At 34.9% G+C, this 22,881-nt stretch carries 18 protein-coding genes; 12 read left to right on the top strand and 6 right to left on the bottom strand.

The features are described 5' to 3' along the window. Window positions 1-6 precede the first annotated feature (6 nt). From CHSO_RS25585 to CHSO_RS08570, 6 genes are read left to right on the top strand one after another with little or no spacing between them, the layout of a single operon-like run. Window positions 7-990: a hypothetical protein gene (locus tag CHSO_RS25585; protein WP_144428880.1), complete on the top strand. Its 984-nt coding sequence runs from the start codon at window positions 7-9 to the stop codon at window positions 988-990. A 22-nt stretch (window positions 991-1,012) separates the two neighbouring features. Continuing rightward, window positions 1,013-1,480: a DUF3592 domain-containing protein gene (locus CHSO_RS08550; RefSeq protein WP_045494920.1), complete on the top strand. Its 468-nt coding sequence runs from the start codon at window positions 1,013-1,015 to the stop codon at window positions 1,478-1,480. Window positions 1,481-1,493: 13 nt separating this feature from the next. Next, window positions 1,494-1,985 (top strand): DUF3592 domain-containing protein, encoded by a 492-nt coding sequence (locus CHSO_RS08555; RefSeq protein ID WP_144428881.1) that lies wholly within the window; start codon window positions 1,494-1,496, stop codon window positions 1,983-1,985. A gap of 21 nt (window positions 1,986-2,006) precedes the next feature. Further along, entirely contained in the window at window positions 2,007-2,450 is a 444-nt protein-coding gene (locus CHSO_RS08560; RefSeq protein ID WP_045494922.1) for a hypothetical protein, read from the top strand. 51 nt (window positions 2,451-2,501) lie between these two features. Then, on the top strand, window positions 2,502-3,374 hold the full coding sequence (locus CHSO_RS08565; RefSeq protein WP_045494924.1) for a hypothetical protein: 873 nt from the start codon (window positions 2,502-2,504) through the stop codon (window positions 3,372-3,374). Between the two features lie 42 nt (window positions 3,375-3,416). Further along, entirely contained in the window at window positions 3,417-4,076 is a 660-nt protein-coding gene (locus CHSO_RS08570) for a hypothetical protein (protein WP_045494926.1), read from the top strand. Window positions 4,077-4,125: 49 nt separating this feature from the next. Here CHSO_RS08570 and CHSO_RS08575 read toward each other — a convergent pair whose 3' ends face one another. Beyond that, window positions 4,126-5,274, bottom strand: a complete 1,149-nt coding sequence (locus tag CHSO_RS08575) for an MFS transporter (RefSeq protein ID WP_045494928.1) — start codon at window positions 5,272-5,274, stop codon at window positions 4,126-4,128. A 75-nt stretch (window positions 5,275-5,349) separates the two neighbouring features. On the opposite strand from CHSO_RS08575, the gene CHSO_RS08580 reads away from it, so the two are divergent. Further along, window positions 5,350-6,132 (top strand): AraC family transcriptional regulator, encoded by a 783-nt coding sequence (locus CHSO_RS08580; RefSeq protein ID WP_045494931.1) that lies wholly within the window; start codon window positions 5,350-5,352, stop codon window positions 6,130-6,132. A 578-nt stretch (window positions 6,133-6,710) separates the two neighbouring features. Beyond that, complete coding sequence (locus tag CHSO_RS08585) at window positions 6,711-7,157, top strand: SRPBCC family protein (RefSeq protein WP_052480540.1); 447 nt, start codon at window positions 6,711-6,713, stop codon at window positions 7,155-7,157. A gap of 844 nt (window positions 7,158-8,001) precedes the next feature. On the opposite strand, the gene CHSO_RS08590 is transcribed toward CHSO_RS08585, so the two are convergent. Together CHSO_RS08590 and rplS are read right to left on the bottom strand one after the other, a co-directional pair. Next, a complete protein-coding gene (locus CHSO_RS08590; protein WP_045494754.1) occupies window positions 8,002-9,339 on the bottom strand; it encodes an IS1182 family transposase in 1,338 nt (445 codons plus the stop codon). A 121-nt stretch (window positions 9,340-9,460) separates the two neighbouring features. After that, a complete protein-coding gene (gene rplS, locus CHSO_RS08595) occupies window positions 9,461-9,817 on the bottom strand; it encodes a 50S ribosomal protein L19 (RefSeq protein ID WP_002980648.1) in 357 nt (118 codons plus the stop codon). A gap of 295 nt (window positions 9,818-10,112) precedes the next feature. On the opposite strand from rplS, the gene CHSO_RS08600 reads away from it, so the two are divergent. Then, the gene (locus tag CHSO_RS08600) at window positions 10,113-12,860 is read left to right on the top strand and encodes a fibronectin type III domain-containing protein (RefSeq protein WP_045494934.1); all 2,748 of its coding nucleotides are present in this window, start codon (window positions 10,113-10,115) and stop codon (window positions 12,858-12,860) included. A 775-nt stretch (window positions 12,861-13,635) separates the two neighbouring features. Here the strand turns inward: CHSO_RS08600 and CHSO_RS08605 are convergent. Continuing rightward, complete coding sequence (locus tag CHSO_RS08605) at window positions 13,636-15,171, bottom strand: hypothetical protein (RefSeq protein ID WP_052480541.1); 1,536 nt, start codon at window positions 15,169-15,171, stop codon at window positions 13,636-13,638. Between the two features lie 379 nt (window positions 15,172-15,550). Here CHSO_RS08605 and CHSO_RS08610 point away from each other — a divergent pair, with 379 nt between their 5' ends. Beyond that, window positions 15,551-16,252: a CoA transferase subunit A gene (locus CHSO_RS08610; RefSeq protein WP_045494936.1), complete on the top strand. Its 702-nt coding sequence runs from the start codon at window positions 15,551-15,553 to the stop codon at window positions 16,250-16,252. Window positions 16,253-16,551: 299 nt separating this feature from the next. Here CHSO_RS08610 and CHSO_RS08615 read toward each other — a convergent pair whose 3' ends face one another. Then, window positions 16,552-18,354: an ABC transporter ATP-binding protein gene (locus tag CHSO_RS08615; RefSeq protein WP_045494939.1), complete on the bottom strand. Its 1,803-nt coding sequence runs from the start codon at window positions 18,352-18,354 to the stop codon at window positions 16,552-16,554. Window positions 18,355-18,611: 257 nt separating this feature from the next. Between CHSO_RS08615 and CHSO_RS08620 the strand changes: the two genes are divergently transcribed. Beyond that, on the top strand, window positions 18,612-19,265 hold the full coding sequence (locus CHSO_RS08620; protein WP_045494942.1) for a CoA transferase subunit B: 654 nt from the start codon (window positions 18,612-18,614) through the stop codon (window positions 19,263-19,265). Window positions 19,266-19,476: 211 nt separating this feature from the next. On the opposite strand, the gene CHSO_RS08625 is transcribed toward CHSO_RS08620, so the two are convergent. Then, window positions 19,477-20,313 carry a DUF4197 domain-containing protein gene (locus CHSO_RS08625; RefSeq protein WP_045494945.1) on the bottom strand — a complete coding sequence of 279 codons (837 nt, stop codon included), beginning with the start codon at window positions 20,311-20,313 and terminating at the stop codon, window positions 19,477-19,479. Between the two features lie 290 nt (window positions 20,314-20,603). On the opposite strand from CHSO_RS08625, the gene CHSO_RS08630 reads away from it, so the two are divergent. Then, window positions 20,604-22,868 carry a family 20 glycosylhydrolase gene (locus CHSO_RS08630; protein WP_045494948.1) on the top strand — a complete coding sequence of 755 codons (2,265 nt, stop codon included), beginning with the start codon at window positions 20,604-20,606 and terminating at the stop codon, window positions 22,866-22,868. Window positions 22,869-22,881 lie beyond the last annotated feature (13 nt).

Genomic DNA, 22,881 nt, shown 5'->3' on the forward strand with positions numbered 1-22,881 from the left:
ATAATTTTGAAACAGCTTTTAAATATCGGAATCAAAATAATAGGAATTATATGTTTAATTGCTACAATCATCATTGCTATTATTGCATATACTCATAAGATAGAAATTTTACCTACTTATTTGGCTATTATTTTTTGTGGAATTTTATTTGAAAGTTATAGAATTTCGAAAGAAAGCAAATCAATCTTGTATGTTTTATTATGTGCTTATTTTATTAGCTTAATTGTCTTCTTTCCTAATGAAGGAAAAGGTGTTTATCATTTTGAAGAAAAAATTAAACGATTACCATATGTTTTATGTTTTTCCTATTTAATAATTTTAATTGCTTCCCATAAAAAAAGAATAATCCCCAGACTAACCGAAGGAGTAACCTTACTGCTTTCGGTTTCTTTTATATATTGGTTATTAAGTAAGCAATTGCTGAATTTTGAAACTTGGTATTCATCAATAATAACAATAGTTACTTTATTATTTTCATTAATTTCCGTCATTAATGGATTGCTTTTAGTGAAACTTTCTAAGTTAAACCGTTTAATATTAAGTGTTTGGAGTACAATAATAGTATTTGTAATAGGTGTAGATAATTTTATAGATTTAATGAATTATGTTAGTTTTGATGATCATAATGGTTTTTCTGATACATTTAAAATTGCTATTCAAGGTTTTCTTTTTGGGATGAGTAGTATTTACTTAGTTCAAAACTTTTTTTTATTATTGCTTCTAGTACCATCGAAAGAAGATAAAGACAATATTTTGTTTTACGAAAACATCGGAGATCATTACGGTCGTTATTCTGAAAGTCAAGTAAAAAGACTTTTTTCCATTTTTTGCATTATCTATTGTTTTGTATTCTTTTATCTAAATTATAAAATAAAAATTTTACCTGTAAATACCATTATTTGGATAGTTACATTTACATTTCCAGTTATATTAAGTATAATGATAAAGATCAAAGATAAAATAAGAAAAAGTAAGTCCATTGATTTCTGATGAAATTAAAATGTATTAAACCATGAAAAACAACAGCTTTTGGGTAAGTCTTTTCTCTCTTGTATTGATGCTCTTATTTCTTGGCTTCGGCGGAAAGGGAGTATATTACAGCATAGCTAAATTTTATAAGCATACCGGCCTGGTATTGAATGGTGTAAAAACGGAAGGACATATTACAAGCTATACAGAAAGCAGAAAGCAAGAGAAGAATAAATATACCAGGTTCTATTCTCCGATCATTAGCTATTATGATACTGCTAACAGGTCTTATACACTAAATGCTGATTATAGCAGTAATAGTAAGGAATGGTCAAATGAAGTAACAATTTATTATGATAAAGCTGCTCCTTCAAAAGCCATTCGGGGTGGACTTTGGCATTTATGGTTTTCACCGTTTGTTGTACTGTGTCTGTCCTTGATTCCTCTGGGGCTGGGGTTATATCTGCTTAAATATAGTATCAGGCTGATGATGGGTGAAAAACAACAATAAGTTACTTCAGAGTATGAACAACACTAAAACGTCAAACTTTTTTATTAATACATTTTTCATCTCTTTTATTTTTATCCTTCTTACCTTGGGTACTGGAGGAGTTATTTACAGTATCCAGAAACTAGGGAAGAACTTTAGTTTAGTGGTCTTTGGAAACAAAACGACAGGAAAGATTATAGGCTATGAAGGAAGTTATTCCACCAATAGCAAAGGAAATTCTACAAAAATGTATTCACCACTTATACAATTTGAGGACAGTAAAGGAATTGTAAGAGAGTATCATTCAGATTATAGCAGCAGCAGTCAGGAAAATGATGATGAGGTAACCATGTATTACAACCCTGAAAAACCTTTAAAAGCAACTCGGGGAGGTTTCCTGAATCTCTTTTTCTGGCCTTTTTTAATTCTGGGAATGTCAGTGTTAATCTTATCTGTAGGTTGTTATTTGGGGAAACCAATATTTGTTGCAATGAAAAAGTTCATGAAGAAAATTTTTAATTTATAGTTATTATTTAACAGTAGGCTTATGTTCTATAAATTCTATTCAGAAGATCATTTTTTAATCCTTGAAAATCGATTCCTTAAAGAAAAAATAGCCTTTAATTCCATTGATGATATCGTAATTTCTAGTCAGTTTCCTTCCAGGAAATATTCATTGTATATGTTCTTTTCACAGCCTGTACAATATGAGCAAAAGAAAGGCTGGTGGAATAAAATCATCTGTGCCATCATGAATAACAACAATAATCCCTATCAGATTAAGAGAACATACTATGATAATGAGATTGAACCGTTGCTGGTACTCATAAAAGAAAGTCTGCCGGAAGCCGAGCCTCTCAATCTGAAAGACAGTTTATTCTGGAGAACGGATAATGGAACAAATATTTTTTCTAAAATGAAGGTGATGTATAGCAGAGAAAATCTTTTGCTAGCCAATATTCTCAGAAAACATGGGATGATGAGAGGATAATTGATTTTATCGTATTTTAACCAGGAATAAATCAGATAAAACAGTCCAATAATGAGTAAACAGATTTTTATAATATTATTTCTGATGATAATCGGAAATGTTGGATGCTCAGGTAAGTATAATTCCCAGGAAATAAAAAGTGAAATCAAGAGCAATCAGCCTATATACGAACTTGAGATTGAAGCCCAAGGATGCTATTTGGAAGTCTATGTAAATGATGTTCCTGTTTATTTTAATTATAATATGGGTGCCACGGTTCTCCGGATGCCTATCAATAATTTTATTCCCAAAAGCGGCAGTCAAAAAGTCTCATTTAAAATGGTTTCTGTAGATAGAAAGCCATTTTCTACTAATACCTATGCTTCCTTAACAATTAATGAATATCCGAAAGGAGAGACACAGCAGAAAAAGCCTGTGTTTTCTTATCAAACTTTCCCTTTTGAATCTGAAAATGCAGGAAGTTTTGGCATCGAAAACTCCTTTGAAGCCAATATTCCTTATCAACTGATTGATTGGAGAAAAGGAGTTGATCTTACCAAAGAAGACCCGGAAGCAGTAAGAAAAGAAATAGAAAAAGTATATAAAGACTATACAGAAGCATTTAAAAAGGCAGATTTATCCAAATATAAAACATTGGCAAAATGGAGACAGGAAAATATCTTTACTTCAATGTATTATACGCAGGATCAGAAATCTCAGGTTGAGAAATCTTATGTTGATGAAATTCAAAACCAAAAAGTAAAACTTTTTCCATTAGAAAATTATAAACTTGTGTTTTATGGAAACGGTAAATTGGCTGGTCTACAAAAGAAAAATGAAGCTCCGGGGATTTATATTGATAGTGAAAACAAAGACGATGCGTTTTTAGAATATATATTATTATACAGAAAAAGTAAAGATGCTCCTTTGGAAGTTATTCTTTAGAGAATTTAAGAGGGTACCGAAATCCAGAAATTATATCATCATATGAAAATCAAATATACACTCATCATTCTTTTTCTCAATCTGATGATGATTTCCTGCCAGTCAAAATCTGAACAAACAGATTTGAATATTCTGCAGGAGCCTAAAAGTGTTTTTACCAATAAAACATATCCGTTGAGGTATCATAATTTTACAGATGAGATTCATAGTAGAATTGTATTGCAGGGAGCTCAGATTCAGGAAAAATGGCAGCCTTTCAAAGATTATAAATTTGATTATATGGATGTCTATTGTAATAAAGAAAAAATCATTGGATTCAAAGGATATTTAGTAGAAACTAGTGTTAAAAATAATAGCGATAAGGCATATCAGGATATTGTTAGACACATTTCAACAGATAAGAATTATCATCAGATTGAATTGAAAGATGATGATCCAAATGTTGTAACCTATGAATGGGAATCAAAAGAATTAATATTAGGTTTGAAGTATGAAAAATTAAATAAAAGTATGGTAGTGATAGCTGTGTATAAAAACGAACTGCCTTATTTTCTTGATAAAATATTCTACAGTGAGTTTTTAAATCTGACTAAATTAAGAAACCTAAATTCGCAGGTTCATTTTAAAGAATTAAAAGTGCAGCCTTCAACGAATGATAAAAGCTTTTACAAAGAAAAATTTAAGGATCTTAAAGAAGAATAGCTCTTTAATTATTTTCCCTAATATATTATTGAAAAAGACCATTTATAGCTTAAATGGTCTTTTCTTTTGATTTGAATATCAGTAAAGTAATGACTCCAATACCAGAAAAAATAACACATGAAACTCCCAGATTCTGAATAAAACCTATACTTACCAAACCGCTTCCTATCAATACATAATAAATGAGCCCGAGTAAAGCCCCAGCACTTCCGGTTTCGTTTTTATAATGAATTAATGCGGTGCTCAGAATATTCGGAATAGCCATACTGAAGGCCATCACAATAAAAAAGTAAGGAATCAGAAAATAAATTCCGTAACCGGTTAAGATCCATACAAACACAGACGCTGTAAATGAACCCATCACACTTGCGGTTACTAAAACTTTAGGAGTAATATTTCTTAAAAGCAGAAACCTGTTCAGTTTTGCCCCCGCAAAAGTTCCGGCAGCCAATATAATACTGCTGTATCCGAAAATATAGGATGGATACTGCTGTCCTTTGAAAATAAAAGGAGCCAGTGAATAATAGGAAAACAATAAAACATTAAAACTCATCACCAATAAACAGCAGCTAATGATTTCCCGGTCTCTGAGCATTCGTTTCAATAAGCTGAATAGGGTATGAAAATGGATCTCTTTTCCGGAATAATGAGTTTCAGAAACATTCCTTCGGGAAAGAATATAAAATACAACTGCTACCAAATACAAAGTGATAAAAACCCCTTGATGACCTGCTGAAGAAGCAAGAACCGAACCCGTGGTCATGCCGATAATTGGACTGATGGATAAACCAATCCCGATCCACGAAAATACTTTACTGATATGGTCTTTATCATAGGTGTCACGCAGAATCGTTTGGGTAACAATAGAACCCACAGAAATTCCAAATGCAGAAATAATTCTTGCAGCAAGTAAAACCATAAAGTTAGGAGCAAAAATGGCGGCAAAGGTCCCAATTCCATAAGTAATCAGCCCATATTCCAACGTTTTTTTTCTACCGATCCGGTCGCATTGTACACCCCAAAATGCCACTCCCAGAGCAAACGCAATAAAATACAGACTTATTGTTAAGGTGGTAGATTCTTCATTTACTCCAAATGTTTGCTGAACCATTGGCAAAGCCGGACTGTAAATGGTTTCCACAAACTGAGGAAGCATAACCAGAAGCGTCAATAGCCAAAGTGGATTTGTCTTTTTCATTTTTTTCTGCAAAGTTTTGAAAAATTCACTGTATATTTATAATGATATAAAAACAAAAAATATCAGAAATAGGACATGGCCGTATTGAAGCAGAATGAGGAATTTGATGCAGATGCATTGAAAGAAAAAGTCATTGGAATCGCTTCCGATATGGTCATGCACGATTCCGGATTTCATCATCATAAAACAAAGACACAGCTGCTGTATGCCCCTTCAGGCTGTATGACAGTAACAACATCCGATCGGCAGTTTGTATTGCCGCCATTCAGAATGTTGTGGATTCCAGCCAATGAAACTCACCGGGTGAATTTCCGAAATGTTGTAGCCTACAGATCTGTTTATTTCGATAGTAAATATGCTGAAAAATATATGAGTTCCAGTCTTAAAGTTCTGCATGTAAATGCTTTGTTAAAAGAAATTATTGAAAGAATCTGCTTCTGGGAATGGGCTTCTCCGAATACTACTCAGAAGAATCTTTTAAATGTATTCTGGGATGAAATAGGAAAGGCTCCTGAAGAAAAATTAGAGCTTAAAATGCCTATTGATAGACGTTTTAAGAGAATGGTAGAAGAGTGGACAATACGGAATTCTATGCCACCCATGCTGAAAAAACTGGCAGAAGAAACCGGAGCGGTTGAAAAGACGATCACCCGAATTTTTAAAAAGGAAACCCATCTTTCTTATCAGGAATGGAGGCAGCAATGGCGTCTTCAGCGATCCATAGAACTTTTAGTGGATGGAAATTCAATAGGGGAGGTGTCTCATATTTTAGATTTCTCCTCAGACAGTGCTTTTATTGAATTTTTTAAAAAACACACTGGTTCCACACCCTTACAATATCTCATGAAAAACGAGTAGAATATCTTATTTACCCTGAGTTCGGGATAAGACATTTTTGTTTTTAGTAAGTAAGGAAGCCTGGAGTGGGAAGTGAGCTGAGGTTAAAAAAACACTTAAAACCCTGTAATGTATTATTCCTTTAAAGACTGCTTCATCAAATTTTATGGCAACGTCAGGAATTGTAGCTCCCATAGTAACTTCCGGCCTCACTCTTCCAGCTTCCAGTCTATTATCCTTAATTTTATGATCCCGAACTCGGCTTATTTAGCTTAAATATCCCAGTTGAAGGGCTAAATACTCCTTTCCTCTGTAGAGGTGTCAAAAATTCAGAGAATTTTTTGGCGGGGAGGTTTATACAATGTGCTCATTTGAATAATTAAGAAGCTTTAAGAAAATAAGAGAAATTAAGGAAAAACGAAAGATTTTTATAAGCTGCGATGCCTTCTTAATATTCTTAAAACCTTATTATCTCTTTATGGTTCAAATAAAAACAGTCTAATTTCAAACTGTTGTTTATCAGTATGTTTCTTGCCTTATGAAAAGCCTATTGGAAAATATTTTCCATAACATTGTATAGCCAAACTAAAATAGATACCATGAATAATTATACGAAGACAATAGAAGTAAAAGTGGCTGCTAGCAAAGCTTATGATGCTTTAGCTCGTCAAATTCAGCTTTGGTGGACTGAAATGTTTGAAGGGGCTTCTGAAAGAACAGGAGATGTTTTCACAATAAGATTCGGTGCTGATATTTATAAAACAATGCGGGTGGAAGAAGCAATTCCTGATACGAAAATGATCTGGGATGTTGAAGACTCATTAATTGCCCTTCCGGAATTAAAGAATCAGACAGAATGGATCGGAACAACGATCGTTTGGGAAATAGAACAAAATAGAGAAAATACTAGGATAAAAGTTACTCACCTCGGCTTAAGTCCGGATATTGAATGTTATGATATCTGCTCCAATGGTTGGGAACAATTCCTTGGCAGCTTGAAATTCTTCCTGGAAACCGGAAAAGGAACCCCTTACAAAAAAGGATAGGATGATATTAAGATCTTTTTGCAAAGGCTATCAGAGGTCTTTAAGAATACTAAATATTACTCATTATTCATATCATTAACCACAGATAGACTCTCACAGATATTAATGGTGGATGTAAACTGAATTTCCACTGTCTGAGCATGGCTCTTATTTTGAATCGAAGCAGGACCGGATGATGCATGCGAGTTTGGAAATTTTAGGAGTACATTTCAATTTTTAGCGGATAATTCCAGTCTTGAACTTTTGTATACTTTTGTTTGACTACGTCGAATCTTCAATTTCAAGATAAAAGTATATTGGGATAAAAACATATTAAAGCCAAAATCCTTTCAAAACGACAAAACTTGCAGGAGAAACAAAAGTTATGATATTAAAAAAGTTTGTTGTTGTATTGTATAACCAATATTGAATCAGCACAGCAATACTATTATTCATAACTCATTGCTCATGTCTTTACTGGTAGATGTAAACTATTGGTTGAATTGACCTAGGAATTAGGAGCGTTAAGAAAATTTGAATGTAATCCGTTAAAAAATTTCCACTGTCTGAGCATGGCTCTTATTTTGAATCGAAGCAGGACCGGATGATGCATGCGAGTTTGGAAATTTTAGGAGTACATTTCAATTTTTAGTGGATAATTCCAGTCTTGAACTTTTGTATACTTTTGCTTCAAGGCAAAAGTATAAGTAAGAAAATTACCCATAAAAAAAAGAAGAGGCTGTCTCAAAAGACAGTCTCTTTTTTATTGCAATTTTTTGTGAGGGACTTAGTTTTGTATTTTAATTATTTAGGATTTAGTTTTTTGATGAGTTGTGGATGTATTTTTTTTAAAAAAGAGCAGATTTTACCCTGCAAGCGCTAATTTTCTTAGATTGTGAGCAATAGCAACCAGGCCGATTTCTATTTCGACTTTATTTTGTCCTCTAAGCATAAATCTTTTAAATCCTTTGTTATGTTTGATCTGAGCAAAAACAGGTTCTACATCGTGGCATCTTTGTTTTCTAAGCTTTACTCCACGTTTGGTATTAAGAAGCTTATGAGCCTTATGCCGGAGCTTTGAAAGTTTTGGATTAGAAGGTGAAGAAGTTATGGTTTTAGTTTTCTGGTCTTTATCAAAGTAATTATACTTGATATAGGCTTTGACTTTTCTCTTTTGAAGAAAAATATAATTCTCTTCTGATCCATATCCTGCATCAGTCACTATCTCCTTGGGAGTTTTACGATAAAGATGTTCAAAATTATCAATATGAGGGAGCAGTGTTTTAGTGTCCCCAGGATTAGGATGCAGCGTATAGTTAAGGATAAACTGATTCTCGGTACTGAGCTGAAGATTGTAAGCGGCTTTAAGCTGTCCGTTACCCATATGATCCTCTTTCATACGCATGAAAGAAGCATCAGAATCTGTTTTTGAATAGCTGTTCCTGCCCCGGAGAATTTCCTGCTGTTTCTCATATTTTTCAAGGTTATCCGGCCAGTTTTTTTTTGCATAATTAATCTTCTGACGGACTTTAGGACAGATTTTCTTCTTTCTCAAAGTAGAGTCTATCGTTTCTATAGCAGATTTTATTTTTTCTTTATCCATAGACTTAAAGGTTACCTCAGAAGTATCTTTCATTTCTTCCCCAGCTATTTCCTGAGTGTAATTCCACAAATCTTCAAGCTGGGACTCTATACGTTCTTTATTCTTTTTGATCGCCTTTCCCCATACAAATGTATAACGATTGGCATTGGCTTCTATTTTGGTACCATCGGTAAAAATAGTCTGAAGGCTTACCAGCCCTTCTTTCTCTAAATACACTACAATTTGTGCGAAGATCTCTTTGAGTTCTCCTTTTAATCTTTCACTTCTAAAACGGTTCAAAGTATTATGATCAGGACGATTCATGGCACTGAGCCACATAAAATGAACATTTTCTTTGAGAGCCTGTTCCAGCTTTCTGCTAGAATAAATATTACACAAATAGCCATACACCAATACTTTCAAAAGCATTTTCGGGTGATACACCGATGTGCCCCCTGGTTTATAATTACGGATTAAATTACTGATATCCAGACCGTCTATAACTTCTGAAACAATTCGTACAGGATGATTAGCTTCTATTAACTCCGATAAATTCGGAGGAAATAGAAAATTTTGCTTGGGATTGTAATCTTTAAAGACTACCTTTGAATTACTTAACACACAGCAAATTAATCAATTTGCAAATATTAGGAAAGCAAAAGCTTTCCTTTTTTTATCCACACAAAAAAGACTGCCTCACTTTTGAGACAGCCTCTTCCTTTTGCATTTATTGTTGTCTGAATTATTTCTTCTTGTAAGCAGCGTCTTTAATTCTCGCTTTTTTACCTCTAAGATCTCTGAAGTAATAGATTCTAGCTCTTCTAACTCTACCTCTTCTGTCAACCTCAATTTTTTGAAGTGCAGGCATGTTGATAGGGAATACTCTTTCTACACCTACATCACCAGACATTTTTCTGATTGTGAAAGTTTTTGTAGAACCAGTACCTCTTAATTGGATAACTGTTCCTTTGAAGAACTGAGTTCTAGTCTTTTGTCCTTCTTTAATTTCGTAATACACAGTAATTGTATCACCTGCTTTGAATTCAGGGAATTCTTTTTTCGCAATGTACTTGTCTTGTACGTACTTTAATAAATCCATTATTAATAAAATAAAATGTTAAAGCTAAGCAACTTACACGCTTATCGTCAGAGGTTGAATAACAGGCTGCAAATATACAAAATAGTTTTTGAATATACCAAATATTTAATGTGCTAAAAACAATAATTTTTTCATTCCTGTTTCATTAAAAAATTAACAGATTCTTTAAGATTCCATCAGGCAGAGTTTATATAGGACATCTACTTTTGCCCGAAGTGAAAATCAGAGTGCTGATTTTTTTAAACTATTGATTTACACATTAAAACTCTATATGTCATTTTAAAATTAAGCGATTATGAAACATTATTTCTTCTTTTTTTGTTTCGCGGCTCAGATGGCATTCGGACAGGTTTTGTTCCCCTATCTTCAAAACCCGACTCCGAATTCCATGATCGTCAATTGGAAGACCGCTTCAGATAACGAAACAACCGTGATCTACGGGGATTCCCCAACTAATCTGAATGTAACGGTAACCGGTACTACCAATATCTTTTCAGATACAGGCTACAACAATAATTACTATTATCACACGGCGAAGATTGCCAACCTGCAGCCGAATACCAAGTACTATTATAAGATTAAAACCGGGACTAGCGAATCTGCGGTATACAATTTCAGAACCCTTCCTCTACCGGGACAACCTGTAACAGCCAATGGGAAGATTCGTTTCCTGATTATGGGAGATAACCAGATCAAAGCAGAGCCTAGATATGACAGTCTTACTTTAAATGCTTTTAAAAAATTAAAAGAGAAATTCGGAGCCAATACAGATCCATCCGATAATATTGCTCTTACTTTTATGGTAGGAGACCAGGTGGATGTAGGAACACTGGATCATTATGAGAATGTTCACTTTAAAAAGAATATCAAATTATCACCTTATTTACCAATCCAGACGACTGTAGGAAACCATGAGACGTATGGAACTCTCGGAATGAATTCTTATTATGCCCATTTCTATATTGATGAGATCAGATATAAAGGCATTACTTCAGGAAACGAGAATTATTATGCTCAGCAGGCAGGGAATGTATTGTTTATCAGCTTAAGTTCCGAACATACAGGATCTGCACAGCAAACATGGCTTCAACAGATTTTAAATGAAGCGAATAACGATCCTACAGTAGACTGGATCATCTCATTAAGCCACAGACCTTATCAGGCAGAGCAGTATGTAGGAGATATTTCAACCTGGGTAAGAAACAATGCCGTTCCACTCTTGGTTACTTCCGATAAATATTTAATGCACGTTGGAGCGCATCATCACCTGTACCACAGAGGACAGTTGAAAAATACACCTAATTATCAGATTATTTCAGGAGGAACGGCTTGGGATCAGTATTGGGGAATGTCTAATGAACAGGATTTTGACGATGTTCAGAAAACATTAACGGATTGGACGTATCAGATCGTTGAAGTAGATATTCCAACTGGAAAAGTAGATATAGAATGTTATTCGATTGGTGGAAAATATACCAAGAAAAATAATGAACTGGTGGATTCATTCCATAGGTATAAAAATCAGCCGAAACCGGCAAAACCATCGGTTATAAATACATTTTCAGGTCCAGTTACTTTGCCTTTAACCTTGAATGGAAGTGCTTTCTCATCATCTAACGGAGAGCTTCTAAACACAACTCAGTTCTTAATTAGTAAAGCAGCAGACTTTTCTGTGATTGAAAAGGAATTCTATCGTGATTTTGAAAACTGGTTCGGAAAAGACGGAAATGGAAATCCTGATAAAACTAAGAACTTAAATGAAGGGGTAGATATTACAAAAGTAACTTTAGTATCGAACTCAGTTCCAAACGGAACTTATTATGTAAAAACCCGTTACAGAGATAGAAACCTTGAGTGGAGCGACTGGAGTGATGTAAAGCAGTTTGAGATTACCGGAAGTGTGGTTTCGAATCCTACATTTACTTTAGATAAAACGGAATACGCTCAAAACGAACCTATTGTTGCTACGTTCACTGGCGGTCCCGGAAACCAGCAGGATTGGGTAGGAATCTATAAAAAAGGACAGACCCCGGGAGGGGGAACAACGGCACAGACGTATGTTTATACCAACGGACAAACAGCAGGAACGGCTACTTTCAATACAGGGTTGCCTAATAAAGGCCAATATTTTGCCGGATTTTTTGCGAACAACGGATATACAGATATTACTTCAAGAAAAAGTTTCTATGTAGGCCCGAAGGTGCAATTGCAGGCTACAGCAGATACTTATCCGGTAGGCGGAACCGTAACCATCAATTTTACGAATGCTCCAAGTTTACAGAAAGACTGGATCGGAATTTATAAAATGGGACAGACTCCGGGAACAACAGCTTCCATAAAATGGAGTTATGTAACCACTGCATCCGGAACGCTTAATTTCACAGGGCTTCCAAAAGGATATTATTATGCTCAGTACTTACTGGAAGACGGATATAACGGAATCGGAGAAAAGGTCTTCTTTAAAGTAGGAGATATCGTTACTGAATTATGGATTAACAAACCTGTATTTTCATTAGGCGAAAATATCACCGCTTCATGGACGGATTCTCCGGGAATCATTAAAGACTGGTTAGGAATTTATCCTCAGAATATCCAGACACCGGATGATAACTTTGTTTCTTATACTTATTTTGATGGAGTGACGCAGGGTAACAAAACGATTACAGGAAGTGTAAACGGCGTACCAACCGCACCAGGAAATTATTATATGGTGATGTTTACCAACGATTCTTATACTGAAGTTTCAAATAGAGTACAATTTCAGGTAAACTCGGGATCTTTGGGAGTAGAGGAGGCAAAAAGTACAGAGAAAAATGTAATTCTGTATCCAAACCCTACAAAACCCGGTGAACCCACTTTTATTAAAAGTGATTATCCAATCGAAAAAATTGAATTGGTATCAGCAGCAGGAGAATTACTGTATGAATCAAAGAATATTCATAACCAGCGTTTCTCTTTAGTGAATGAAAACCTTCCGAAAGGAGTGTATTTTGTAAAAGTTCACGCAAGAAAACTATTTACTTTAAAATTGATTATTCAATAATTAAGATAACAATATAATAAAAGCAACAGGCTGTCAGAAATGACAGCCTGTTTGTTTATGCTCAGTTGATGTTTTTTCCCGCAGATTCTCCACAAACATTTGCAAAATCAGCTCAATCTGCAAGAGTAAAATTATTTTAGATAAAACGTTCGCTTCATCAAATCAATGCTAATTGATTCCTCTTAGTTCCCTTAAAATATTTCAGTATTAATCATCAAACTTTGCGTTTTAAAAACAGGAGAATTTTAAACCATTAAGATTTTAAGGTAAGTTCAACATTGTCCAAGGTGAATGTAAGATGTAACTAAATAGCTTCATCTGTTTTCCTTAACTTTTCTTCACCTCTTAAAAAAACTTAACGGTTCAAATTTTCCACAAACATCTGCTGAACTTGTGTAATCCGCGGGAAATAAAAATCATAGTAGATAAACCGCTAGCTTCATCAAATCAATGCTAATTGATTCCTCTTAGTTCCCTTAAAATATTTCAGTATTAATCATCAAACTTTGCGTTTTAAAAACAGGAGAATTTTAAACCATTAAGATTTTAAGGTAAGTTCAACATTATCCAAGGTGAATGTAATATGCAACTAAATAGCTTCATCTGTTTTCCTTAACTTTTCTTCACCTCTTAAAAAGCTTAATGGCTCAAATTCCCGCAAACATCTGCGAAATCTGTGTGATCTGCGGGAAATAAAAATTAAAAGCCTGTTTTTAAACCTAAAAAAAGCAGTTCCAAAAATGAAGCTGCTTTATATATTCAAATGATTTTATCATTATTCAAAATTACTGTACAATTGATTTTCCTGAATGATAGTCTGGCTATCGCTAGATAAATAATCGTCACCAGTATCAGCCAGAATTTTAGAATCCTGAAGAAGTTTTCCGTCTACATTATAAATTTTTAATAGAATCCACTTTCCACTGCGCTCAAGTTCTTTTGCCCCACTATAATCTTTTATTCTGATTTTTCCGCTTTGAAGAATACCTCCTTTTACAGAAGCTTTGTTAGCTGCTTTACCTTTTACATACTGTACAATCTGACCTGTAAAACTGTAATCCTCCTCATCCTCATTTACAGGTTGATTATAGGTGAACAAAATAGTACCTTTATTGTCATAGACTGTTGCATCGTAAGCGTTTTGCTTGGCATTTAACTTCTTCTCAAACTTTAGCTTCTTTTCTTCAGTGTAGTTTCTTGTATTCACCAGAACACCATCCTTATACTGCATTTCAGTAAGACCTTCGTAAGCAGTACCATTGTAAGGCATATCTTCCTTATATGTTAAAGTAGATCTTAGTTTGCCGTCCGGAGCATAGTATTTAATTTCCTGAGTAGAACCATCTTTTAGTGTCTTTTCTGTAGTAAGTTTTCCTTCTTCATCAAATTCCTTATTAAGAACCTGTGAACCTCCTTTATAAACATCTATGGTAGAAATATAGCTGTAATCATAACTGAATTGATAATCTTCACCATCCATAGGGGTATAGGTATCATTTTCCTTATCATATTGATACGTCAGATTTGCTATGATTTTTCCGGATTCATCATACGTGGTTTTGGAACCCTCTTTTTTACCTCTTTTCTGCTCCTGAAGAACCTTTCCGCTTTTAGCATAGATAATACCTTCTTTGATAGTACCGTCGCTTTTGTATTTTTCAATTTTGGAAATCCTCATCGGATTATAGTAATAGTCTACCAGTGTTCCATCGTTGTTGGATTCAGAGCTGAGACTGCCAATATACTTCCCCTTTTCACCATAATATTTATTCACATAATTGCCGTCTTTACTGGTAATGGTTTCACTTCTGATCCCTTTGATATCCTCATCATAAATAATGGTTTGGGTAGGAGCGGAATTCTCATATAGAGTAAGGGTGTTATAATAATACTCATTTTCCGGATCCTTATAGCTGATCATTTTTCCTGAAAAGGTACCATCAGTCTTGTAAATCATATCCTCCAACAGCCTGCCTTTAGCGTCATAAGATTGGGACACTCCAACTTGTTTACCGTTAGAATAGGTCACAACGCTCATTACTTTTCCTTCAGGCGTGTACCAGGTTACTTTACCGTCAAAAACTTCGTTACTTGGAGTGGTATCAGAAGCTAGACCTTCCATTTGAAGTGTTCCGTTCTTATAAAAGTCTTTAATTAAAGTAAGTTTACCTTTGGGAGACGTTTCACGGTAATATTCCATGTTTTCTTGGGTGGTCTTTTCCCAGTTTTCATCAAAATAAGTTTTCTCCTGTGCATATACGTTGATGCTGAGTACTAATGCAAGTAACGCTGACGTAAATAGTTTTTTCATGTTTTATATTAAGTTCTGATTTTAAGTTTGTGATGATTTGCTTTTGAATACCAAATATGATCGAAAATAAGAGGTAAAAGCATTGAAGAGACAGTGACTACACTGCCGGAAATAATTTCTATACTAATATTGTGTTTGTATCCGAGGATTAAAAAATATGATGTTTTTTTGAATTTAAACCCTCAAATATAAATCAATTTTACGAGATTTATAGAAAAAATGAACCAGTTTATTCACTTTTAGCTGTAAAAATCTGATTGTGATATTTTTAATGTGAAAATAAATATTCGGGATGGGGTAAAGATCAGGATCTTTTTCTAATGATCGCAGATACGATAAATTTTTATTAAATTTAGCCAACAGAAAAATCTAATATTTCATGATAGATAAAAGAGTAAAAAATGCAAAGGAAGCCATCGAAGGAATTAAAGATGGAATGACGCTGATGCTGGGCGGATTTGGACTTTGCGGAATCCCTGAAAATTCAATCAATGCCCTGGTGGAAAGCGATGTGAAAGATTTGACATGCATCTCAAACAATGCCGGAGTAGATGACTTTGGACTGGGACTATTGCTTCATAAAAGACAAATCAAGAAAATGATCTCTTCTTATGTGGGAGAAAATGCTGAATTTGAAAGACAAATGCTTTCAGGAGAACTGGAAGTAGAACTTACTCCGCAGGGAACATTAGCCGAAAAATGCAGAGCAGCTCAGGCGGGTATTCCAGCTTTCTACACTCCTGCAGGCTATGGAACCGAAGTGGCGGAAGGAAAAGAAGTAAAAGAGTTCAAAGGAAAACCTCATATTTTAGAACATGCTTTTGACGCTGATTATTCTATTGTAAAAGCCTGGAAAGGAGATCATGCCGGAAATCTTATTTTCAAAGGATCTGCCAGAAACTTTAATCACCCGATGGCTGGTGCAGGAAAAATTACCATTGCTGAGGTAGAAGAATTAGTAGAACCGGGAGAATTAGATCCAAACGAGATTCATATTCCCGGAATTATGATTCAGAGAATTTTTCAGGGTGAAAAATTTGAAAAAAGAATCGAACAAAGAACCGTTAGAACTAAAGAATAAATTTCTGAAGAATACGATTGATAATAACAAAGCGCTGAATATATTTTCAGTGCTTTCTTTATTGAGTTGGGCTTACCCTTTTTTATTGCTCATTTGTTTTGCTGTCATTCTGAATACAGACTGAAGGTCTGCGAACGTAGTTCAAATGCGGAATGAAGAATCTCAAGATAAAAGTTTCCCGTAGATTCCGCAGATTTTTAATCGCCACGAATGCACGAATAAAAAAGAATTCGTGCATTCATGGCGAAATATGATACAGTTTAATCAGCGACTTTGTCGCCATCTTTACTCATTTATTTCTACGATTGTGGAATGGTTGTTTTCCTTTCTCCAATCTGCTGTCTCCACATGGCGTAATAAAGCCCTTTTTCGGCAATCAGATGATCGTGAGAACCTGTTTCTACAATTTGACCACGTTCCAGTACATAGATTTTGTCTGCATGCATGATGGTGCTTAATCGGTGGGCAATCAGAACGGTAACTTGTTCTCTTTCCTCTGAAATTTCCTTAATAGTAGAGGTAATTTCTTCCTCAGTAATACTGTCCAAAGCCGAAGTAGCTTCATCAAAAATCAATAGGTGAGGTTTTCTTAAAAGAGCTCTTGCAATGGCAATTCTTTGCTTTTCGCCACCACTCAGCTTTAATCCACCTTCACCAATAACGGTTTCTATTCCTTTTTCAGCTCTTTCCAGTAATCCGGTACAGCTTGATTTCTGCAATGCAACGGCAAGTTCCTGTTCAGTAGCCTTAGGATTCACAAAAAGAAGATTTTCCTTGATGGTTCCTGCAAAAAGCTGAGTATCCTGCGTCACAAATCCAATCTGATTCCTCAGTTCATCAAAATCAAATTCTTTTCCGTTAATACCATTGTAAAAGATATTCCCTTCCTGAGGTCTGTAAAGCCCAACCAACAATTTCACCAATGTACTTTTTCCGGATCCGCTTGGCCCTACAAATGCAATGGTTTCCCCATTTTTCACATCAAAAGAAATAGCATTCAATGCTTTATACTGAGCCGACTGATGTTTGAAAGAAACATTTTTGAATTCCAATTCTTCAATGGCACCAATTTGTTTTGGATGAAGTGGCTTTTCCTCCACGTCTTTTTTCATTAAACGGTCGAAGTTCTGAAGGGATGCTTCTGCTTCCCGGTAAGAAATAATAATGTTTCCAATCTCTTGCATAGGCCCAAAAATAAAGAACCCATAAAACATCAGAGAAAGATATTGTCCCGGAGTAACAATATTTTTAAAGATCAGATACAAAAGCGTCAGGGTAATCATCTGTTGAAGAAAATTAACCATCGTTCCCTGAATAAAACTTAAAGAACGAATGCTTTTTACCTTTCTTAGTTCAAGTCCCAGAATTTTATAGGTGTTGTTATTCAGTCGGTTAACTTCCTGGTTGGTTAAACCTAAGCTCTTTACAATCTCTATATTTCTAAGGCTTTCCGTAGTACTTCCGGCTAATGCCGTTGTTTCAGAAACAATATTCTTCTGAATGACTTTAATTCTTTTACTCAATAAATTAGTGATAAAAGCAATCAGAAAAATTCCACAAATATATACTGGCATAATCGACCAATGTAGACGGATAGCGTACACCGAAACGAAAATAATGCTTACCAGGATCCCAAAGAAAATATTAATGAAATTGGTAATAAACTTAACGGAATCCTCTCTTACTTTGGTTAAAATAGATAATGTTTCCCCACTTCTCTGGTCCTCAAATTCCTGATAAGGCAATGCCATTGAATGTTTTAGACCATCTGTAAAGATTTTCGCCCCAAATTTTTGAGTAATAACACTCACTACATAATCCTGAAAAGCTTTGGCAATTCTACTCACCATTGCAGTTCCTATAAGTAAACCCAAGAAATAGAAAGCTCCATGGTATACCGAAGTTCCATAAAGATATTCATCTATATTTCTGGGTAAAAGTTTTTCCTTGTCAAAGAAATTAGGATGGGTGACCAATTGGTCCAAAATATTCCCTGTAATTGCAGGAGCAAATAAAGAGAAAACCTGGTTAATGGTGGCCAATAGCAAAGAGATGATAATCAACCACTGATAAGGTTTAAGGTATTTTAAAAGTATCTTCATTCTAGTAAATAATGATGCAAAATTAATGATATTATTTTTACTAACGATGTTAATTATTAATGACAATGATCTGTTGTTGAGGAAGGTTTAAAGCTGGATGCCAAAAGAAAGGAGTTGTAAAGTATATAAGTTATTATAGAGTAGTATCGTAGTTTTTCGACTAAAACTTACTCCCGGCTTCCTTCTTCCAACCTCCAGCTTCAAAACCCCTTTTGTATTCGGTTGAAAATAATTAAATTGCAGTCTAAGTTTTAATTATGCTTACAAAAGAACAAATTGCCAAAAGAATTTCAAAAGAACTGAGAGATCGTTATTATGTAAACCTGGGAATCGGAATTCCTACTTTGGTTGCCAACTATGTTCCGGAAGGTATTTCCGTAGAATTCCAGAGTGAAAATGGAGTTTTAGGAATGGGACCTTTCCCTTTCGAAGGAGAAGAAGATGCAGATATCATCAATGCCGGAAAACAAACCATTACTATTTTAGAAGGAGGTTCGTTCTTCGATTCTGCTTTTAGTTTTGGGATGATCCGCGGACAGAAAGTAGATCTTACCATTCTTGGAGCAATGGAGGTTTCAGAGAACGGAGATATTGCCAACTGGAAGATTCCGGGAAAAATGGTAAAAGGAATGGGGGGAGCTATGGATTTAGTAGCCTCTGCAGAAAATATTATCGTTGCAATGATGCACGTAAACAAAGCAGGAGAAAGCAAGATCCTTAAAAAATGTACACTGCCATTAACGGGGGTAAACTGTGTGAAAAAAGTGGTTACTGAATTAGCAGTACTGGAAGTCACTCCGAAAGGGTTCAAACTTCTGGAAAGAGCACCGGGAGTTTCAGTAGAAGACATTATCAAAGCAACAGAAGCAGACCTTATCATTGAAGGTGAAATTCCTGAAATGCAATTCTAAATACAATACAAACCTTGCCAGCCGCAAGGTTTTTTTATTTTGATAGAACAGAACTTATTTTTAGCAAAGGAATCCAAGTCTTGAATTTTTGTTTCTTTTGTTTGACTATGTCGAATCTTTGATTTCAAGACAAAAGACATTAAGGTATAAATAAAAAAAAGGTTGCTTCATTTGTGAAACAACCTTTTTTTATTGTATTTAAAATTTAATTTTATCTATTAGCATCCTGAGCTCCGAAAACCTTCTGCAAAATGCTGGTTGTTCTCATCGCTGGGGTATTTCTGATTCCGCTTTCTTTATCAGCTACCATTTTGAATACTCCATTGATGGTTTCTGTAGTCACATATTCATTAAGATCAGTAGTTACAGATTGTCCTGTAAAAGTGTTATATTTTGAAATCAGGTTTTTCCAAACCGCATCAGCTCCCACTTTTCCTAAAGAAGCCTTTACTTTGGGCTGGAAAGCTGTAAATAATTGGCTCTGAGTTTTGCTTTGTAAATAACTTGTTGCGGCATTATTGCTGCCTAATAAGATATTTTTAGCATCTGTGATGGTCATAGAAGTGATTGCATTGGTAAAAATAGGGGCTGCTTCTGTTACTGCATCTTCTGCAGCTCTGTTTAATAATTTTACCCCTTCATCAGCCAGACTGCCCAATCCTACAGAACGTAAAGTCATATCAACCTTTCTTAATTTTTCAGGCATTAAGATTTTTACAGCTTCATTTTTTAAAAAACCGTCTGTTAAAGCCAGTTTCTTCACTCCATCCGTTACTCCAACGCTTAAAGCTTCTTTTAATCCTGAAGAAATCTGAGTTGAGGTAAGATTTCCAACATTAAGAGGAGATGTTTTTGTTGAATTAGAAGTGGGAGTTGTTGTAGTCGTAGTCGTGTTTGTTGTTGCGGCTGTGGAACCTTTAGTGGCCTGTGGATTGTTAAGATCAATTCCTGTTTTGTCTTTAACCGTTGATTTTAAAATATCAAGAAGTTGTGCCTGTGTAGAAATTGAAAGGAATAATCCGGCTGCTATAAAAATGCTTTTTCTCATTGTATTTTTTTTACAAATTTAGATGTTTAATCTTTTAAGTGACGTAAGCTTATCAAAAAATAAACCATTATTTTTTTTGGAATTTTAAAAAGAGAGTGTTTTTGATGTAAAGGATTGGTTTTTAGATCATTTTAAAGGTAAAAAAACTTGCAGATTAATTGAGTTATTAAAGCCTTTCAGGAAAAGGAATTGTATTTTTTAGTATAGATTTTTAGGATTAAAATATAGAATATGAACCATTTTAAAGTTTTGAAAAATAAGTATATTAGCTAAAACTTTAACCCCATCCCATGGTACGAAACTTTTTCATCTTACTTGTATTACTTTCAAACCTAATGTTAGCTCAAAACAAATTAAACCTAATCCCTTATCCTCAAAAAGTTCAACTCTTGGAGGGTGAATTTGTAATCCCTGAAATTTTCGTATTAAGTGGTGATCTGCCAAAAGAGGAGACAGAATATTTCAAAAAAAGAATAGGCTCTCAGTTAAAATTTCAGTATACCCAGAAAGGAGGTGAGATTCATTTAACAAACTCTATCATTCCTCCTGCTTCAGGGACAGATGCTGAACAGAAGAAGGAATACTATTTAATAGAAATTTCGCCAAAGCAAATTCATATTAAGTCTTATACTAAACAAGGATATTTTCTGGCTCTCCAAACTTTAATTCAGATTATTGAGCAGTATAAAGAGGAAAAGAAAATTCCGGCAATGAAGATCGAAGATCAGCCAAAATTTGCATGGAGAGGAATGCATTTGGATGTTTGTCGTCACTTTTTCACTGTAGATGAAGTAAAACAATACATTGACTATCTGGCGATGTACAAACTGAATACTTTTCATTGGCATTTAACCGATGACCAGGGATGGAGAATTGAAATCAAAAAATACCCGAAGCTTACGCAAATAGGCTCGAAACGTAAAGAATCAATGATAGGAGCTTACGTGGATAATACCTTCGATGGAAAACCTTACGGTCCCTATTTCTATACTCAGGAACAGATCAAAGACGTTGTGAAATATGCTAATGAAAGACATATAACAGTGGTTCCGGAAATTGAAATGCCTGGTCACGCCCTTGCTGCATTATCCGCTTATCCGGAATTGGCCTGCACCCAAGGACCTTTTGAATCTGCCACCAAATGGGGTGTTTTTGATGATGTTTTCTGCCCTAAAGATGAAACTTTTACATTTCTGGAGAATGTTTTGGATGAGGTTATGAAATTGTTTCCGTCTCAGTATATTCATATCGGAGGCGATGAGTGTCCAAAAACACGATGGAAAGAATGTGCCCATTGTCAGGAATTAATCAGAAAAAATAATCTGAAGGATGAACATGGGCTGCAAAGCTATTTCATTAAAAGGATTGAAAAATATATCAACAGTAAAGGACGAAAAATCATTGGTTGGGACGAAATCCTGGAAGGTGGGTTGGCTCCTAATGCCGCGGTAATGAGCTGGACAGGAGTGAACGGAGGAATTGAAGCTGCAAAAGCAAAACATTTTGCCGTAATGACACCAGGAGCATACTGCTATTTTGACCACTATCAGGGAGATCCTCAGTCTGAACCTAATGCTTTCGGCGGATTTACCCCACTGGATAAAGTATATTCTTACAGTCCGATTCCTGCAGAATTAAATGCTGAACAGGCTCAATATATTCTTGGAGTTCAGGCTAATCTATGGACTGAATATATTCTGGATTTCAAACAGGTGCAGTATATGATTTTTCCAAGACTGATGGCTCTTTCCGAAGTCGGATGGGGAACTTCAGATCCTAAAAATTATAAAGATTTTGAAGACAGAGTGATCAGTCATTTCAAAATACTGGACAAAATGAATGTTAACTACGCGAAAAGCATCTATAACATCTCAGGAAAAGTAATTCCTTCAAATAACGGAATTGCCTACGAGCTTTCTACCTCACAAAACCCAAACGGAATCAGATATACCCTGGACGGAACAGTTCCAACGATAAACTCCAAGACCTACCAAACTTCCGTTTCTATCCCGAACTCTTTAACGGTTAAATCCGCTTATTTTGAAGATGGGCGACTGAAAAGTGCTATTTCTTCACAACAGTTTACAGTGTCTAAATCAACTGGAAAAAAGATTACCCTTGAACAACAACCTAGTGAAAATTATTCATTCGGCGGGGCTTTTACTTTGGTTGATGGAATTATCGGAAATGTAAAGCAGCTTGGCAAAACATGGTTAGGCTTTCAGGGAAAAGATGTAGTTGCAACAATAGATTTTGGTCAGAAAACCGATTTTTCAGAAATCTATTTTAATACATTGGAAAATAAAGGAAGCTGGATCCATCTTGCAAAATCTGCTAAAATTTTTGTTTCAGATGATAACAAAGATTTTAAAATCATCATGGAAATAGGAAAGGAAGACATTCAAAATGCCAAAGGAAAAATACAGTTGAAATTGGATAAGCAAAATGCAAGATATTTGAAGATTATGATTGAGAATGCAGGAATTATCCCATCCGGAAACCCCGGTGCTGATTCAAAAGCATGGCTGTTTGTTGATGAAATTGGCGTAAATTAGCCCTATTTAATTC

The organism is Chryseobacterium sp. StRB126, from assembly GCF_000829375.1.
GTDB lineage: Bacteria > Bacteroidota > Bacteroidia > Flavobacteriales > Weeksellaceae > Chryseobacterium.

Bases quoted from the DNA above. Each gene is read 5' to 3' on its own strand.
- CHSO_RS08550 (WP_045494920.1), top strand. From the start codon at position 1,013: ATGAAAAACAACAGCTTTTGGGTAAGTCTTTTCTCTCTTGTATTGATG.
- CHSO_RS08555 (WP_144428881.1), top strand. From the start codon at position 1,494: ATGAACAACACTAAAACGTCAAACTTTTTTATTAATACATTTTTCATC.
- CHSO_RS08560 (WP_045494922.1), top strand. From the start codon at position 2,007: ATGTTCTATAAATTCTATTCAGAAGATCATTTTTTAATCCTTGAAAAT.
- CHSO_RS08565 (WP_045494924.1), top strand. From the start codon at position 2,502: ATGAGTAAACAGATTTTTATAATATTATTTCTGATGATAATCGGAAAT.
- CHSO_RS08570 (WP_045494926.1), top strand. From the start codon at position 3,417: ATGAAAATCAAATATACACTCATCATTCTTTTTCTCAATCTGATGATG.
- CHSO_RS08575 (WP_045494928.1), bottom strand. From the start codon at position 5,274: ATGAAAAAGACAAATCCACTTTGGCTATTGACGCTTCTGGTTATGCTT.
- CHSO_RS08580 (WP_045494931.1), top strand. From the start codon at position 5,350: ATGGCCGTATTGAAGCAGAATGAGGAATTTGATGCAGATGCATTGAAA.
- CHSO_RS08585 (WP_052480540.1), top strand. From the start codon at position 6,711: ATGAATAATTATACGAAGACAATAGAAGTAAAAGTGGCTGCTAGCAAA.
- rplS (WP_002980648.1), bottom strand. From the start codon at position 9,817: ATGGATTTATTAAAGTACGTACAAGACAAGTACATTGCGAAAAAAGAA.
- CHSO_RS08600 (WP_045494934.1), top strand. From the start codon at position 10,113: ATGAAACATTATTTCTTCTTTTTTTGTTTCGCGGCTCAGATGGCATTC.
- CHSO_RS08605 (WP_052480541.1), bottom strand. From the start codon at position 15,171: ATGAAAAAACTATTTACGTCAGCGTTACTTGCATTAGTACTCAGCATC.
- CHSO_RS08610 (WP_045494936.1), top strand. From the start codon at position 15,551: ATGATAGATAAAAGAGTAAAAAATGCAAAGGAAGCCATCGAAGGAATT.
- CHSO_RS08615 (WP_045494939.1), bottom strand. From the start codon at position 18,354: ATGAAGATACTTTTAAAATACCTTAAACCTTATCAGTGGTTGATTATC.
- CHSO_RS08620 (WP_045494942.1), top strand. From the start codon at position 18,612: ATGCTTACAAAAGAACAAATTGCCAAAAGAATTTCAAAAGAACTGAGA.
- CHSO_RS08625 (WP_045494945.1), bottom strand. From the start codon at position 20,313: ATGAGAAAAAGCATTTTTATAGCAGCCGGATTATTCCTTTCAATTTCT.
- CHSO_RS08630 (WP_045494948.1), top strand. From the start codon at position 20,604: ATGGTACGAAACTTTTTCATCTTACTTGTATTACTTTCAAACCTAATG.